Annotated in this window: 13 protein-coding genes; 7 read left to right on the top strand and 6 right to left on the bottom strand. The window is 65.3% G+C overall.

The features are described 5' to 3' along the window. Nucleotides 1-88 precede the first annotated feature (88 nt). The gene (locus ACWCIA_RS03595) at nucleotides 89-478 is read left to right on the top strand and encodes a group II truncated hemoglobin (RefSeq protein ID WP_454161043.1); all 390 of its coding nucleotides are present in this window, start codon (nucleotides 89-91) and stop codon (nucleotides 476-478) included. Next, entirely contained in the window at nucleotides 478-1,797 is a 1,320-nt protein-coding gene (locus ACWCIA_RS03590; protein WP_454161041.1) for a DNA recombination protein RmuC, read from the top strand. The genes ACWCIA_RS03595 and ACWCIA_RS03590 overlap by 1 nt, the downstream gene beginning before the upstream one ends. A gap of 111 nt (nucleotides 1,798-1,908) precedes the next feature. Here ACWCIA_RS03590 and ACWCIA_RS03585 read toward each other — a convergent pair whose 3' ends face one another. The 5 genes from ACWCIA_RS03585 to ACWCIA_RS03565 all read right to left on the bottom strand — a co-directional run bounded on the left by ACWCIA_RS03585 (nucleotide 1,909) and on the right by ACWCIA_RS03565 (nucleotide 10,365). After that, complete coding sequence (locus ACWCIA_RS03585) at nucleotides 1,909-2,460, bottom strand: REP-associated tyrosine transposase (RefSeq protein WP_454161040.1); 552 nt, start codon at nucleotides 2,458-2,460, stop codon at nucleotides 1,909-1,911. Between the two features lie 173 nt (nucleotides 2,461-2,633). Beyond that, nucleotides 2,634-4,511 (bottom strand): molybdopterin molybdotransferase MoeA, encoded by a 1,878-nt coding sequence (gene moeA, locus ACWCIA_RS03580; RefSeq protein ID WP_454161038.1) that lies wholly within the window; start codon nucleotides 4,509-4,511, stop codon nucleotides 2,634-2,636. A 6-nt stretch (nucleotides 4,512-4,517) separates the two neighbouring features. Further along, nucleotides 4,518-5,642, bottom strand: coding sequence for a GTP 3',8-cyclase MoaA (gene moaA / locus ACWCIA_RS03575; protein ID WP_454161036.1), 1,125 nt, complete (start codon nucleotides 5,640-5,642; stop codon nucleotides 4,518-4,520). Continuing rightward, on the bottom strand, nucleotides 5,635-6,975 hold the full coding sequence (gene chrA, locus ACWCIA_RS03570; RefSeq protein ID WP_454161034.1) for a chromate efflux transporter: 1,341 nt from the start codon (nucleotides 6,973-6,975) through the stop codon (nucleotides 5,635-5,637). Before chrA ends, moaA begins: the two co-directional genes overlap by 8 nt. A gap of 315 nt (nucleotides 6,976-7,290) precedes the next feature. Continuing rightward, nucleotides 7,291-10,365 carry an Rne/Rng family ribonuclease gene (locus ACWCIA_RS03565; protein ID WP_454161032.1) on the bottom strand — a complete coding sequence of 1,025 codons (3,075 nt, stop codon included), beginning with the start codon at nucleotides 10,363-10,365 and terminating at the stop codon, nucleotides 7,291-7,293. 658 nt (nucleotides 10,366-11,023) lie between these two features. Here ACWCIA_RS03565 and ACWCIA_RS03560 point away from each other — a divergent pair. The 4 genes from ACWCIA_RS03560 (at nucleotide 11,024) to ACWCIA_RS03545 (ending at nucleotide 14,290) form a co-directional block, all read left to right on the top strand. After that, nucleotides 11,024-12,004 carry an RluA family pseudouridine synthase gene (locus tag ACWCIA_RS03560; RefSeq protein WP_454161030.1) on the top strand — a complete coding sequence of 327 codons (981 nt, stop codon included), beginning with the start codon at nucleotides 11,024-11,026 and terminating at the stop codon, nucleotides 12,002-12,004. A 193-nt stretch (nucleotides 12,005-12,197) separates the two neighbouring features. Further along, the gene (locus ACWCIA_RS03555) at nucleotides 12,198-12,857 is read left to right on the top strand and encodes an HAD-IIIA family hydrolase (RefSeq protein ID WP_454161028.1); all 660 of its coding nucleotides are present in this window, start codon (nucleotides 12,198-12,200) and stop codon (nucleotides 12,855-12,857) included. Between the two features lies 1 nt (nucleotide 12,858). After that, complete coding sequence (locus ACWCIA_RS03550) at nucleotides 12,859-13,251, top strand: Rieske (2Fe-2S) protein (RefSeq protein ID WP_454161026.1); 393 nt, start codon at nucleotides 12,859-12,861, stop codon at nucleotides 13,249-13,251. 46 nt (nucleotides 13,252-13,297) lie between these two features. Continuing rightward, nucleotides 13,298-14,290, top strand: a complete 993-nt coding sequence (locus tag ACWCIA_RS03545) for a S49 family peptidase (protein ID WP_454161024.1) — start codon at nucleotides 13,298-13,300, stop codon at nucleotides 14,288-14,290. 247 nt (nucleotides 14,291-14,537) lie between these two features. Here ACWCIA_RS03545 and ACWCIA_RS03540 read toward each other — a convergent pair whose 3' ends face one another. Then, nucleotides 14,538-14,828: a hypothetical protein gene (locus tag ACWCIA_RS03540; protein WP_454161022.1), complete on the bottom strand. Its 291-nt coding sequence runs from the start codon at nucleotides 14,826-14,828 to the stop codon at nucleotides 14,538-14,540. Nucleotides 14,829-15,037: 209 nt separating this feature from the next. Here ACWCIA_RS03540 and ACWCIA_RS03535 point away from each other — a divergent pair, with 209 nt between their 5' ends. Then, the gene (locus tag ACWCIA_RS03535; RefSeq protein WP_454161020.1) at nucleotides 15,038-15,754 is read left to right on the top strand and encodes a pseudouridine synthase; all 717 of its coding nucleotides are present in this window, start codon (nucleotides 15,038-15,040) and stop codon (nucleotides 15,752-15,754) included. Nucleotides 15,755-15,779: the final 25 nt, after the last annotated feature.

Below are 15,779 nucleotides of genomic sequence, written 5' to 3'. Positions count from 1 at the left end.
TGCCGTCCACGCTTCGCGTGTGCACAGCAAAAGCCGCAGGTGCGCATCCGTTCTGGTGGAGGCGCCCACCCTACGCTATCATGGCGCCATGTCCGAGAACCAAACCCTGTACGAAATCATCGGCGGCGAAGCACGCCTGCGCGAACTGGTCGACCGCTTTTACGACCTGATGGAACTGGAGCCGGAATTTGCCGGCATCCACGCAATGCACCCCAAACCCAACGACAGCTCGCGCGAGAAGCTGTTCATGTTCCTGTCCGGCTGGATGGGCGGCCCCGACCTCTTCATCGAACGCTACGGCCACCCGCGCCTGCGCGCGCGTCACCTGCCGTTCGCGATCGGCACGCAGGAGCGCGACCAGTGGCTGCGCGCCATGGCCTGGGCGATGGAAGACATCGGCATGGACGAGGAGATGCGCCTGCGCCTGATGCAGTCTTTCTACCAGACCGCCGACTGGATGCGGAATAAGGCGGACTGATGACCACTTTCGAATTGGTACTGGCCGCGGCGCTGCTGGTCGTGATCGCGCTGCAGGCCTTGATGCTGCTGCGCCCGCGGGGAGGGGACGGCCAGGGGCTGGCTTTCGAACGTCTCGAACGCGAGCTGCGCCTCGAACTCCAGCACAGCGCCCAGGCCACGCGCCAGGAGCTGGCCGGCCATATGGCCCAGCACCAGGCGGCGACCGCCCAGCAGCTCGACAGCATGCGCCAGCAGATGCAGCTGCACGCGGCCGGCGGGCGCGAAGAGCAGGCGCGCGCGCTCAAGCGTTTCGCCGACACGCTGCAGCAGACCCTCGCCAACCTCACCGAATCGAACGCCCAGCGCATGCTGGAAGTGCGCGCCACGCTCGAACACAAGATCCGCGACCTCCAGACGGACAATGCCAAGCGCCTGGAAGAGATGCGCCAGACGGTCGACGAAAAGCTGCACACGACGCTGGAAACGCGCCTGACCGAATCCTTCCGCCACGTCTCCGAGCGCCTCGAAAAAGTCCACCAGGGTCTCGGTGAAATGCAGCAGCTGGCGATCGGCGTGGGCGACCTGAAACGCGTGCTGACCAACGTGAAAACGCGCGGCACCTGGGGCGAAGTGCAGCTCGAAATGCTGCTCGAGCAGGTGCTGACGGTGGACCAGTACGCCAAGAACGTCGAGACCGTGCTCGGGACCAACGCGCGGGTCGAATTCGCGATCAAGCTGCCCGGCACCGTCGAAGGCGGTCCTCCGCTGTGGCTGCCGATCGACGCCAAGTTCCCGAAGGAGCAGTACGAGCGCCTGGTCGAAGCCCAGGACCGGGCCGACGCCGACGGCGTGGCCAGGTTCGGCGCCGAACTCGAACGTGCGGTACGCGGCGAGGCCAAGACGATCTGCGAAAAATACGTGTCGCCGCCGCAGACCACGGACTTCGCGATCCTGTTCCTGCCGACCGAAGGCCTGTACGCCGAAGTCATGCGCCGCCCCGGCCTGGCCGACGAACTGCAGCGCACGATGCGCGTGACGATCGCCGGCCCGTCGACCCTGACGGCACTGCTCAACAGCCTGCAAATGGGCTTCCGCACCCTGGCGCTGGAAAAGCGGTCGTCCGAAGTGTGGCAGGTGCTGGGCGCCGTGAAGACCGAGTTCGGCAAATTCGGCGACGTGCTCGCCGCCACCAAGGCCACCCTGGAAAAGGCCGCCAAGAACATCGAAAGCGCCGAAGTGCGCAGCCGGCAGATGGCGCGCAAGCTGAAGTCGGTGGAGGCCTTGCCGAGCGAGGCGGCGCAGCTGATGTTGGGGCCGGAGGCGGAACGGGACGATTGATGGTGTCGTCACTGCGCTGACAACCGTAGGGTGGGCGCCCCGTGCCCACGCGTTACGTCCGCATCCGTATTCCGCTGCACCGACTGTTCGCTCCGCACCGCCAATCCTGTCTTATTCCAACGACATTGACTGCGCTTCAACCGTCCCACCCCAATTCGGCGGGTACACGCCCTGTCGCACATACCGATGAAATGTCGAAAACGGCCAAGCCCGGGCACTCTCGGCATATCCATGGCGGACCGGGTTGTAATGGGCGTAATCCATATGCCGTTCAAAATCACGCTCATCACGGATTTCGTGCTCGTAAAAGCGGCGTTGCCAGATGGCCGAGTCGCGATGCTTGAGCCGCGATACACTCACATTGCCGTCTGACGAACCAACCATGCCGGCAAACCGCGATACCGAGTTTTTGATCAGCGCCCAGCGCGTCGAATAGTCCACGTCGCCATCCGGCAAGGTCCAGATGCAGTGCAGGTGATCGGGCATCAGGACCCACGCATCGATCTGGAACGGGCGTGTTTTGCGAACGTTTTGGAGCGCCAGGCGCAAGGCGGAGCGAATCAGCGCATGGCACAAGATCGGTTGCCGTCGAAACGTAACCAAGGTGAAGAAATATGTGGGACTAGTGCGTGCGCGGCGGTATCGGCTCATGGTGGCGCGCATTGTAGAGTGCGCGCGCAGCCGTTCGTTACGGATCGTGGATGATCAATGAGAGGTGTCAACAAGACGCGGATGCATCGGTTTTGATGACAGCCGCGTCAGTGCGAAGTTCCGCGTGGGCACGGGGCGCCCACCCTACTGTGGCGATAGCGATGTTGTCGGGCCGTGGGAGTGTTTTACACCAGCCCTTCGAACATCAGCACATCGACCATGTCCCCAGCCGAAACACCCCCCTGCTCATCATGCAGCACCACCATGCAATTCGCCTCCGACATCGAGCGCAAAATGCCCGACCCTTGCGAGCCCGTGATGCGCACCTGCGGCATGCCGTCTTCGCCGTGGCTGAGGATGCCGCGCTGGTATTCGGTGCGGCCGGGCTTCTTGCGGATCGGCGCTTCGGAGCGCGCGCGCAGCAGGGGCAGGGGAGCATGCGCGCCCATCATGCGCAGCAGGGCTTCGCGGGCGAAGAAGTAGAACGAGACCATCACCGCGACCGGATTGCCCGGCAGCCCGAACAGGAAGGCGCTGTGTCCGTTGGAGGCGATGCGGCCGAAGGCGAGCGGCCGGCCGGGGCGCATGTCGATCTTCCAGAAGGTGACGTCGCCCAGGCGCGCCATGATCTGCTTGGTGTAGTCGGCCGCGCCCACCGAGACGCCGCCCGAGGTGACGATCGCGTCGGCGTTCTCGCAGGCGCTGCGCAAGGCTTCCTCGAGCGCGGCGGGGTCGTCGCGCACGATGCCCATGTCGATGATCTCGCAGCCCAGGCGCTGCAGCATGCCGTAGATGGTGTAGCGGTTGCTGTCGTAGACGCTGCCTTCGTCCAGCGGCTGGCCGATCGAGCGCAGTTCGTCGCCGGTGGAGAAGAAGGCGACGCGCAGCCGGCGCCGCACCGGCACTTCGGCAATGCCGAGCGAGGCGACCAGGCCCAGGTCGGCCGGGCGGATGATCTTCCCGGCGCGCAGCGCGGGGCTGCCGGCTTTTAAATCTTCGCCGGCGAAGCGGCGGTTGTCGCCCGCGCGGATGGTGCCGGCGCGCAGGACGATCTCGTGTTCGCCATCCTCGGCCAGCAGCTCTTGCGGCACCACGCTGTCGCAGCCTTCGGGCATGACGCCGCCCGTCATGATGCGCACGCATTCGCCCGGCCCGGGCACCGCACTGGATGGCCGCCCCGCGTACACGGTGCCGATCACGGCGAAGCGCGCCTCGCCCTCAAACGGCAGGTCGCCGCCGCGCAGCGCGTAGCCGTCCATCGCCGAGTTGTCGTGCGCCGGGACGTCGATGGGCGAGACGAGGTCGCGCGCCAGCACGCGGCCGAGTGCGGCGCGCAGCGCCACCTGCTCGATGGCGCCGACGGGCTGCACGAATTCGCGGATGATGTGCTGCGCCTGCCTGACGGGCAGGGCGTCCGGGTCGTAATCCGACAGGCAGCTCGTCACGTCCGCCAGGCGCTGTGCGCGTCCGGTGTCGAGACCGCGCAGCTCGTCCAGGGTATTGATGTTGCGGAAGGCGTCGGCGTCCTCGAACAGCACCTCGACCGCCTTCAGATCGGCGTACCAGCCGTCCATGCGCCGTCCACCCTCGGCCAGGTAGCTCGACAAAACAGGCAGCAGGTTCGCCTTGACCAGGCAAAACACCGGATGCGGCTGCGGGCGCTGGCCCGGCTCCCGGGTCATCGCGAACGCGAGGTCGGCGTCCTGCTCTTCCAGCGCGCGCAGCAGGCGCTCGGCCAGGTCGGGCGGCAGGAAGGGCGAATCGCAGGGCGCAGTGAGCAGGTAAGGCGTCTGGCAGCGCCGCATGCCCGCTTCCATGCCCGCCAGCGGCCCGGCGAACCCGGGCAGGTCGTCCGGCCAGACCGGCGCACCCATGGCCGCGTAGACATCCAGGTTCTGGTTGGCGTTGATGGCGACGCTCGCCACCTGGGGCGCGAGGCGTTCGAGCACGTGCGCAGCCATGGTCTTGCCGCGGAAAGGCTGCAGGCCCTTGTCCACCTGGCCCATGCGCGTGCCGCGTCCACCTGCGAGGATCAGCCCGCTGATCGATTCGTGTTTGTTCATGTTGTTTTAACCACCGATGTAGGACATTTCGACCTTGCGTGCGCCAGCGCTGTTGAGCCCATCCTTGAGGCCGGCGGTATTGATGGTGCGCGTTTCCGAGTAGCGGTCGCTGCGCCCCTGCCACAGCCGCGCGATGGCCCCGCCGATCGCGAGGTCGTCGTGGCCGGCGCGCAGCAGGGCGCGCAGGTCGTGGCCGCGGGTGGCGAACAGGCAGGTGTAGAGCTTGCCTTCGGTCGAGAGGCGCATGCGGCTGCAATCCTTGCAGAAGGCGCCGGTGACGCTCGAGATGACGCCGACCTCGCCGCCGCCGTCGACATAGCGCCAGCGCGCCGCCGTCTCGCCAGTGTAATTGGCCGCCTGCGGCACCAGCGGCAGCTCGGCCGCGATGCGCCGCACGACTTCGCTCGATGGCACCACTTCCTCCATGTTCCAGCCGTTGGAGGCGCCCACGTCCATGTATTCGATGAAGCGCAGGATGGTCGGCGAGCCTTTGAAGTGGCGCGCCATCGGCACGATCTGCTCGTCGTTGCTGCCGCGCTTGACGACCATGTTGACCTTGACCGGCCCCAGGCCCACTGCATGCGCCGCGTCGATCCCGGCCAGCACGTCGGCGACCGCGAAGTCGACGTCGTTCATGCGCTTGAAGACGGCGTCGTCGAGCGCGTCGAGCGAGACCGTGACGCGGTCCAGGCCCGCATCCTTCAACGCACGCGCCTTGCGCGCGAGCAGCGAACCGTTGGTGGTGAGGGTCAGGTCGAGCGGGCGCCCGGACGGCGTCGGCAGGGCGCGCAGCATCGCCACCAGCTGCTCGAGGTTCTTGCGCAGCAGCGGCTCGCCGCCGGTCAGGCGGATCTTCTCGACGCCGTGGGCGATGAACAGGCGCGCCACGCGGGTGATCTCCTCGAAGCTGAGCAGGTCGCCGTGCGGCAGGTAGGGATAATCCTTGCCGAACACTTCCTTCGGCATGCAGTACACGCAGCGGAAATTACAGCGGTCGGTCACGGAAATACGCAGGTCGTGCAGGGGGCGCGCGAGGGCATCGGCCAGGTGGCCGACCGGCGCTTCGGGTGCTGCCGGCACGGCCAGCGCGGGCGCTCGCAAATCGTGCAGCATGATGATGTTTTCAGCCATGCCAATACGATAGCACGAGGCCAGCGAGTGCACAGGCGGCGATCAAGGTGATCGTGCCGACCTTGTAGCGCAGCAGGGCGATAGCGGCCAGTACGCCGAGCACGATCGCCGCCGGCTGGAGGTGGCCGCCGGCGAAGAATACCTCGCGCCCGAAGTAGAGCGCCAGGCTGGCGATGACGCCGACCACCGCCGCCGAGATCGCCGTGAGCGGGGCCGTCAGGCGCAGGTTGCCGCGTGTCGACTCCACCAGCGGGCCGCCGGCGAGGATGAAGATGAAGGAGGGGACGAAGGTAAACAGCGCCGCGACCGCCGCCCCGGCGATGCCGGCCAGCGGCAGCGCTTCCGGCCCGAGCAGGGTATGGGTCCAGCCGCCGACGAAGCCGACGAACGCGACAATCATGATCAGCGGCCCCGGCGTGGTTTCGCCGAGCGCCAGTCCGTCGATCATCTGCGGCGCGCTCAGCCAGCCGTAGTGCTCGACCGCGCCCTGCACGACATAGGGCAGCACGGCATAGGCGCCCCCGAAAGTGAGCAGGGCGGCCTTGGTGAAGAACCAGCCCATCTGCGCCAGCGTGCCCCGGGCGCCGCCCCAAAGCACAAGCAGCAGCCAGGCGGCCGCCATCAGGCCGACGCCAGCGAGCACCACCTTCGCCAGGTGACGCTTCGAGAAGCGGGCGTGGGAAGGCGTGGGCGTATCGTCGTCGATGAGGGCGCGCGGCCTGGCCGTGGCCGGCGCAACCTCTCCCGCGGCATGGGCGCTGGCGGGATGAAAGGCCTGCGGACGCAGGCGCGCACCGGCCAGGCCGGCAAGCGCCGCGCCCAGCACGATGAGCGGGAAGGGCACCCCCAGCAGCGCGATGGCGACGAAGGCCGCCAGCGCAATGCCGATCAGCACCTTGTTGCGCAACGTGCGGCTGCCGATGCGCCAGGCCGCCGCCAGCACGATCGCCACCACTGCCGGCTTGATGCCGTTCATGATGCCGGCCACGATCGCAAGATGGCCGAAGGCAAGGTAAATCCAGGCCAGCCCGATCAGGATCGCCAGCGAAGGCAGGATGAACAGCAGGCCGGCGACGATGCCGCCCCAGGTGCGGTGCAGCAGCCAGCCGATGTAGACCGCCAGCTGCGTCGCCTCCGGGCCGGGCAGCAGCATGCAGTAGTTCAATGCGTGCAGGAAGCGGCCTTCGGAGATCCAGCGGCGGCGTTCGACCAGTTCCGTGTGCATCAGCGCGATCTGGCCGGCAGGGCCGCCGAAGCTGATGAAGCCGAGCTTGAGCCAGTAGAGGAAAGCTTCGCGGCGGGTGACCGGTGAAGGAACGGGGTGGTCGTTCATGTTAGTCAGGAAGAAAACAGGTCAGGATGTGCAATCGAACGCATGAACATCGTAGGGTGGGCACTCCGTGCCCACGCGGTGCGGCGCATCCTTTGGGCCTGCAGCCGGGCTGTCATCCAACAACTGGCGTCCGGAAACATCCGCGCCGGTGGCCGGTCTTTTTTGCGCCGTTTCGATACATCGGCGCTTGTTGACGGCATGGCACCGCGTGCTTGCATATCGCGTACCGCGTGGGCACAGGGCGCCCACCCTACCGGGAGCGGCGTAAAAAAGGGAAGCACGCGGCTTCCCTTTCCATATCAGCTCAACACCGGCTTACTGGCGGGTGTCGACCTGGATCAGCGGCTCGTCGGCCAGCTTCGGGGCCGGCTTGCGGGCACGGCCGACGCGGATCGGGGCGGCTGCCTGGGCGGCGGCTTCCTGGGCTGCGCGCAGCTTTTCCGGGTCCGTTGCGGCCAGGGTCAGGCCGGCGGCACCGAGCAGTTCGCTCAGGTCGGCAGGGGCTGGTGCCGCTGCCGGAGCTGGTGCTGGCGCAGCGGCTGGCGCTTGCGGCGCGGCAGCTTGCACCGCCGGCGCCTCGACCACTGCCGGAGCAGGAGCAGGAGCAGGGGCCGGAGCAGGAGCAGCCTCGACCGGAGCAGCCTGCACCGGTGCCGGCGCAGCCTGTTCAACCACGGCAGCCGGCTTGCTGGCAGCCACCGACGCGGCGGTCGGGAAGAACCAGGTCTGCGCGGTCGGCGCTTGCACCAGCGCTGCCGGGGCAGGCTGGGCTACCGGAGCAGCGGCCGGAGCCGGAGCCGGAGCAGCTTTTGCAGCAGCCTTGGCTTGTGCAGCGGCCACTGAGGCGGCGGTCGGGAACGGCCATGGCGCCAGTTTGTTGGCTTGCTGCTTGCCTTCGCCACGCGGCTTGCGGGCCGGCTTCTCGGCAGCGGCGGCGGCCTGCACCTTGGCGGCTTCCTCGTCGGCAACCGGCATGAAGGCCGGCGTACCTTCGTGTTCGCCATGCTCGGCGGACTCGATGCCATCGGCCTGGTCGCGGTCGCGGCGGTTACGGTTGCGGCCACCGCGGCGGCGGCGGCGGCGCGGCTCGTCGCCTTCGGCTTCCACTTCCTCGCCATTTGGACCTTGCGTGGTCACGGCTTTCACCGCGTGCTCCAGCTGGTCGCCGTGCGGGGTCGTCGTCGACAGCTCCGATTCCGGCGTCGGAATCGCGTGGATGGCCGTCAGGTCTTCCGCCTTGGCATCAAGCTTGGCATCGACTTTGGCTTCGACCGGCTGGTTGCGCTCGGCGCGTTCGCGCGGCTGGCGGGGTGCGCGTTCCGGACGCTCGCCGCGTTCGGCGCGCGGTGCTGCCGGGCTTGCCTCGGCCGTCTCGCGTGCCTCACGCGGAGCGCGCGGCTCGCGTGGCGGACGCGGTGGACGTGCCGGCTTGGCCTCGAGTTCGCCTTTGGCGGCTTCGTCGACGCCGGCCTTGGCCGTCAGATCGCGTTCTTCGCGGCTACGCTCGGACTTGGCGCCACGGCCCTCGTTGCGGCCTTCGTTACGGCCATTGCGGGTACGCTGGCCACGGCCGCCGCGCTCGCCGCGTTCGGCTGCGGCAGGGGCGGCCGGCTTGGCCGCTTCGGCAGCCACCGGTGCCGGAGCGACCGGGGCAGGTGCGCCGAAGAAGAAGCTCTTGAGCTTGCCGAAGAAACCGGCAGGGGCAGGCGCCACTGGCGTGACCGGGGCTGCTTCGACGGCCTTGACCGGCTTGACCGGCTCGCTGCGGTCGACCACCGGCGCCGGCTGGGCCGGGGTGATGGTCTTGACCACGGCTTCCTGGCGCGGCTTGGCTTCTTCCTTCTGGCGCTTGCTGTAGGCCATGTCGGTTTCGGCGGACTCGGCCAGCGTGTAGCTGGACGGTGCGTCTTCCAGGCGCGGATCGTCGTGCTTGATGCGCTCGAGCTTGTAGTGCGGGGTGTCGAGGTGCTTGTTCGGCACCAGGATCACGGTAATGCGGTGGCGGTTCTCGATCTTGAGGACTTCGCCGCGCTTCTCGTTCAGCAGGAAGGCTGCGACGTCGACCGGCACCTGGACGTGGATCGTGGCCGAGTTTTCCTTCATCGCCTCTTCCTGGATGATGCGCAGGACTTGCAGGGCGGACGATTCGGTGTCGCGGATGTGGCCGGTGCCCGAGCAGCGCGGGCAGGTCACGTGGGAGCCTTCGGACAACGACGGACGCAGGCGCTGGCGCGACAGTTCCATCAGGCCGAAGCGGGAAATCTTGCCCATTTGCACGCGAGCGCGGTCATGGTGCAGGGCGTCCTTCAGGCGGGTTTCGACCTCGCGCTGGTTCTTCGCCACTTCCATGTCGATGAAGTCGATGACGATCAGGCCGCCCAGGTCGCGCAGGCGCAGCTGGCGGGCCACTTCGTCGGCCGCTTCGCAGTTGGTGTTGAAGGCGGTGGTCTCGATGTCCGAGCCGCGCGTGGCGCGTGCCGAGTTGACGTCGATGGAGACCAGGGCTTCGGTGTGGTCGATGACGATGGCGCCGCCCGATGGCAGCGGCACGGTGCGCGCGTAAGCGGTTTCGATCTGGTGTTCGATCTGGAAACGCGAGAACAGCGGCACGTCGTCGCTGTAGCGTTTTACACGGTGCGCCATGTCGGGCATCACGTGGCTCATGAACTGCTGGGCCTGGTCGTAGATCTCGTCGGTGTCGATCAGGACTTCGCCGATGTCAGGCTGGAAATAATCGCGGATGGCGCGGATGACGAGCGAGCTTTCCTGGTAGATCAGGAAGGCGCCCGAGGCCGACTTGCCGGCGCCTTCGATCGCGCGCCAGAGTTGCATCAGGTAATTCAGGTCCCACTGCAGTTCTTCGACGTTGCGGCCGATGCCGGCGGTGCGGGCAATCACCGACATGCCTTGCGGCAGGTCCAGCTTGTCCATCGTCTCGCGCAGTTCCTGGCGCTCTTCGCCTTCGACACGGCGCGACACGCCGCCGCCGCGCGGGTTGTTCGGCATCAGGACCAGGTAACGGCCGGCCAGCGAAATGAACGAGGTCAGGGCCGCGCCCTTGTTGCCGCGCTCTTCCTTTTCGACCTGGACCATGATCTCCTGGCCTTCGCGCAGGGCTTCCTTGATGGAAGCATTGCGGACGTCGACGCCATCACGGAAATAAGTACGGGCAACTTCTTTGAAGGGGAGGAAGCCGTGGCGGTCTTCGCCGTAGCTGACGAAGCAAGCTTCGAGGGAGGGTTCGATGCGGGTGATGACACCCTTGTAGATATTCGACTTGCGCTGTTCGCGTCCAGCCGTTTCGATATCGATGTCGATCAGTTTCTGGCCGTCGACGATCGCTACGCGCAACTCTTCTTGCTGCGTAGCGTTAAACAACATACGTTTCATTTTTATAACTCCACGACCCGTGGGCCGTTCCGCGGCCGCCTTGCCAGGGCGGCCAAAGTACAGGGACATACGCGGGAGGGGAGAGCTGGAGGGGGGGTATGCCCGGGCGTGCGGCAACGCGAAGCAAAAGCTTGCTGCCGCAACAGGGCGCATGGAATCGATCGTCATGCCGAGGGCACGCCATACCTGGGCCGCTCATCCCGAGCGGCACGACAAGGTGGAGGCAATGCGCGCAAAACCAGCCAGGCCGTTTACAGCGAACACACCTGGACTTCGACGACAGGCGATGTAATCAGCCTTGCCTCGAGAGCCTGCAGGAGACGCTTGCAACGGGTCGGCGAAACGACAAGCGTTATCGACACCATCAACCGGCGAGCTCCCATGGAGGCAGCTTTCCGGTACTTATCCTTACAGTTCCAAACAATCCAATCCGGCACTCCTGCACGCGATCCGATTACAACTGCGGTGCAACCCTGATCGACGCAGGAATGTGCGTACACGTTTTTTCCATCGAATTTGCATGCCTGCGGGGCCGATGGAGCGCGCCCCTGTGTAAAATATCGTTTTAATTCTTACACCTGCAGAGGTTTCACCACCGCCTGTCGATTATATATTCAAAATGAAGGACTTAGAGAGAATTTCTGGGAAGACAGTCCATATGAAGATGCAAAACGATGTTGTTCCCCCTTCATCACAGGCGTTAGCAGCACAGTTCGTCACGATCACCGAAGAAGAAGCAGGACAGCGCATCGATAACTACCTGCTGCGGGTCTGCAAAGGCGTTCCAAAAAGCCACATTTACCGCATCCTGCGCTCCGGCGAGGTCCGGGTCAACAAGGGCCGTATCGACCAGTTGTACCGGCTGGAAGCGGGCGACCTGGTGCGCATCCCGCCGATCCGCATTGCCGAAAAGACGCATACCGCGCCGGTCCCGGGCGCCGAGTTCCGCATCGTCCACGAAGACACGCACCTGCTCGTCATCGACAAGCCGGCCGGCGTGGCCGTGCACGGCGGCTCGGGCGTGTCGTACGGCGTCATCGAACAATTGCGCGCCGCCCGCCCGGACGCCAAGTTCCTGGAACTCGTGCACCGCCTCGACCGCGAGACCTCGGGCTTGCTGTTGCTGGCGAAAAAGCGTTCCGCGCTCACCAACCTGCACGAGCAGATGCGCGACGGCCACACGGATAAACGCTACCTGGCGGCCGTGGCCGGCGACTGGTTCAACAAGCGCCAGCACGTCAAATTGCCGCTGCATAAGTATTCGACGCCGGACGGCGAGCGCCGCGTGGTGGTGCAGGCCGGCGGCATGGAGTCGCACACGGTGTTCAACCTGCTGCGCAAGTGGGAGAACTTCGCCCTGCTGGAAGCCGAGCTCAAGACTGGTCGCACCCACCAGATCCGCGTGCACCTGGCGTCCTCGGGCTTCCCGATCCTTGGCGACGAGAAATATGGCGATTTTGCCCTGAACAAGGCGCTGCAAAAGGCCGACCAGACGCGCGGCGCGCTGCGCCGCATGTTCCTGCATGCCTATAAGATTACGTTCACGCATCCGGATTCGGGCAAGCAAATGACTCTGCAGGCGCCCCTGCCAGCAGAGTGCGACCGTTTCTTGTTAAGCTTGGGGCAGGCAGTAGGTTAAGGATGGGTAGGGTGGACGGCTTGTAACTCATGCCCCCGGCATGAGTTACTCCACGCGTTCAACGGACGCATGAACATTCGCGACTGCCCAACGGATAACTATCGACGCGTGGACGGCAAAGCCGTCCACCCTACAAAAACAAGACCGGCAATGCCGGAAGCAACAAACAGGAGCCGGTGTCGAACCGGAAGACATGCCAAGAAAGCAATTTGATCTGATCGTCTTCGACTGGGACGGCACGCTGATGGACAGCACCGTCGCCATCGTGCGCTGCATCCAGGCGGCCGCGCGCGACGTCGGCCTGCCGGTGCCCAGCGACGAGGCTGCCTCGCACGTGATCGGGCTGGCCCTGCCGGAAGCGATGCAGGCCGCGGTGCCCGAAGCGACGCCCGCCCTGTACCCGCGCCTGGTCGAGCGTTACCGCTACCATTTCCTGACAAAAGACCACGAACTGGTGCTGTTCAAGGGCGTTCGCGAGATGTTGACCGAACTTTCCCAGCAGGGATACTTCCTGGCGGTAGCCACCGGCAAGAGCCGCGTCGGCCTGAACCGGGCCCTGAACGCGGCCGGACTGCTGTCCACCTTCGACGCCACGCGCTGCGCTGACGAAACGTTTTCCAAGCCCCATCCGGCCATGCTGCAGGAACTGACGCGCGAGCTGGGGCAGGACATGCGGCGCACAGTGATGATCGGCGACACCACGCACGACCTGCTGATGGCGAACAACGCCGGCGCCGCGGGTATTGCCGTAGAGTACGGCGCACATCCGGTCGACCAGCTGCAGGCCTGCCGTCCCTTGTATTCGGCCAAGACCGCGGTCGAGCTGCACGCCTGGCTGGCCGAATACGCGTAAGATGGCCGACGACGAGATGGCTGAAAAGCAGCCCGATGTGCTGATCTGCGATTCCGACGCCCTGCAGGAAGGCGGCGCCGGTGTGCGCTTTCCCGTGTCGGTGTTCGGCGAGGCGGCAACCGGCTTCGTCGTGCGTTTCCATGGCACCGCCTATGCCTACCTGAACCGCTGCGCCCACGTCCCGATCGAACTCGATTGGGTGCAGGGGCAGTTTTTCGAGTCCGGCGGCGAGTACCTGATGTGCGCGACCCATGGCGCGGTGTACCGCCCGGAAAGCGGCATCTGCGCGGGCGGGCCCTGCCGCGGTGGACGCCTGCGGCCGATCGTCGTGCGCGAGGCGGACGGCAAGGTGTACTGGCAACCCGATGAACGGATCAGCGCGCCGGCAGCCTGAAGACGATGGTCATTCCGGCGCCGAATTTATTTCACTTTAGATATTTATGAGCGATCACTTAAGGAATGACGGGGAGGGGCACTTTACCGCCAACCCGACGGCAGGCAACTGGGAGCGCGACACGCTCGAAAAGCTGGTCTTCGCCACCATCAAGGAAAGGCGCACCGCGCGCCGCTGGAGCATCTTTTTCCGGCTGGCCTTTCTCACCATCCTGGTGGTGGGCCTGTGGACCTATTTCGACCTGAGCCTCGGCGGCGAGGACGAGAACCTCGGCCGCCACACCGCTTTAATCGAAATTAACGGCGAGATCGAAGCAGAAGGCAGCGGCGCGGCCGACAATGTCATCCCTTCGCTGAACAAGGCCTTCTCCGACGCCGGCTCGGCCGCGGTGGTGCTGCGCATCGACAGTCCCGGCGGCAGCCCGGTCCAGGCCGGCATCATCGTCGACGAAATCCTGCGCCTCAAGCGCGGTTACCCGGACAAGCCGCTGTACGTGGTGGTCGACGAGATCTGCGCCTCGGGCGGCTATTACATTGCGGCAGCTGCCGACAAGATCTACGTCAACAAGGCCAGCATCGTCGGCTCGGTCGGCGTGCTGATGGACAGCTTCGGTTTCACCGGCACCATGGAAAAATTGGGCGTCGAGCGGCGCCTGCTGACGGCCGGCGCCAACAAGGGCTTCCTCGACCCGTTCAGCCCGCAGTCCGAAAAACACCGCGCCCACGCGCAGGAAATGCTCAACGAGATCCACCAGCAATTCATCTCGGTGGTGCGCGCCGGCCGCGGCACGCGCCTGAAGGAAACCCCGGAAACCTTCTCCGGCCTGTACTGGACCGGCGCCAAGGCGGTCGACATGGGGCTGGCGGACGGCTTCGGCACGGTCGACACGGTCGCGCGCGACATCGTCAAGGCCGAAGACATCGTCGACTACACGGCGCACGAAGGCTTGCCGGAGCGGGTACTCAAGAAATTCGGCGCTTCGGTGGGGGCAGGGGCGGTGAAAGCCGTGTCCACGCCTGCGATGCCCAAGTTGAACTGATAAAGTTCAATAAGTTCCTTGAAAGTTCCGCAAATTATCCTATAGTGAGGTTTGTAGTTCTTCCAGGAGGAGCGATCAAATAACCCAACTGTTGATGATCGACCTAACTGGCAACACTACTTCCCCGCATGCGTGCGGTTTCGAGAGAATTCCATTCCTCACTGTAGCAGCTCTTCCTGGGAGCGAAAACGACGGCGCAAGCCGTCGTTTTCATTTGGGGAGCGATAGCAGGTCCACGTTACACGCCTTATCGGCCGGAATCCTCCTCCAGCGCCTCTTCCTCATGCTGAATAAACCCCCCGCCATCGAGCCAGGCCTGGAAATCGCGTTGCGCGCGGGCGAACCACGCCGCGCGCAGGGGAGCGTTGGTGTTGCTGTGCAAATGCGGGACGTCGCCGCCCGAGGTCCAGCGGGCCAGGGCCAGCCGGGTCGGGAACAGGGTCGACTGTGAACGCGCCAAGGATCGGCGTGCGGCTTTGACCGATGCGGACGCGGCGGGTAGCAGGGCGGCATGGGACACAAGCTTCACTGTTTGCATGGAATTCCCTCTTCTTGTTCAGTAATTAATCCTACGATTCCTCCTAGTAATTCTGAGAGTTGCGTAGGCCGATTCCTAATGGAGTTGAAGTCTATCAATGGATCTCCCGCTACGATTGATTTAAGTCAAATGTATGCACGGTCTCTATCCGTCCGGTAACACCCCCTCGGCCTATGCCATGGGGGTGGCCTTCTGGTAAAGTCTCGCCCATGAGTAAATTATCCCTGGACCGCATCCTGCAATCGCAAGGCTTCGGTACCCGCAAGTATTGCCGCGCCCTGATCGAAGACGGCGACGTCGCCGTGAACGGTGTCATCGAAGACAATTACAAGCTCGCCGTGGAAACGAACGGCCTGGTGCTGACCGTGTTCGACGAGGAGTGGGTGTACCGCGAGCGCGTCTACATCGCCCTCTATAAACCGGCCAATTTCGAGTGCTCGCGCAAGCCCAGCCACCATCCGGGCGTGCTGACCCTGCTGCCGGAACAGTTCGGCTGGCGCGAAGTGCAGCCGGTCGGCCGGCTCGACCACGACACCACCGGCCTGCTGCTGATGTCGGACGACGGCCCCTTCATCCACGCCCAGTCCTCGCCCAAGCGCCATGTGCCGAAGGTCTACCAGGCGACCACCGCGGAACCCGTGACTCCGGAACTGGTCGAGCAGTTGCTGGCCGGCGTGCAATTGCATGACGAACCGGCGCCGTTGCGGGCCGTCTCCTGCGTGCAGCGCGGCGAGCACCAGCTCGAGATCGTGCTGGAGCAGGGCAAGTACCACCAGGTCAAGCGCATGCTGGCCGCGGCCGGCAACCATTGCGGCGCGCTGCACCGCTCCGCCATCGGCGGCCTGACGCTCGAGGCGCTGGGCCTGAAGGAAGGGGAGTGGTGCTTCCTGGAGCAGGCCCAGCTGGATTTGCTGGCTGCCGCCTGATCCGGCACAAACCGGCAGGGAAGTA

Source organism: Massilia sp. SYSU DXS3249 (assembly GCF_053668055.1).
This window is presented reverse-complemented; position numbering and strand designations above follow the sequence as displayed.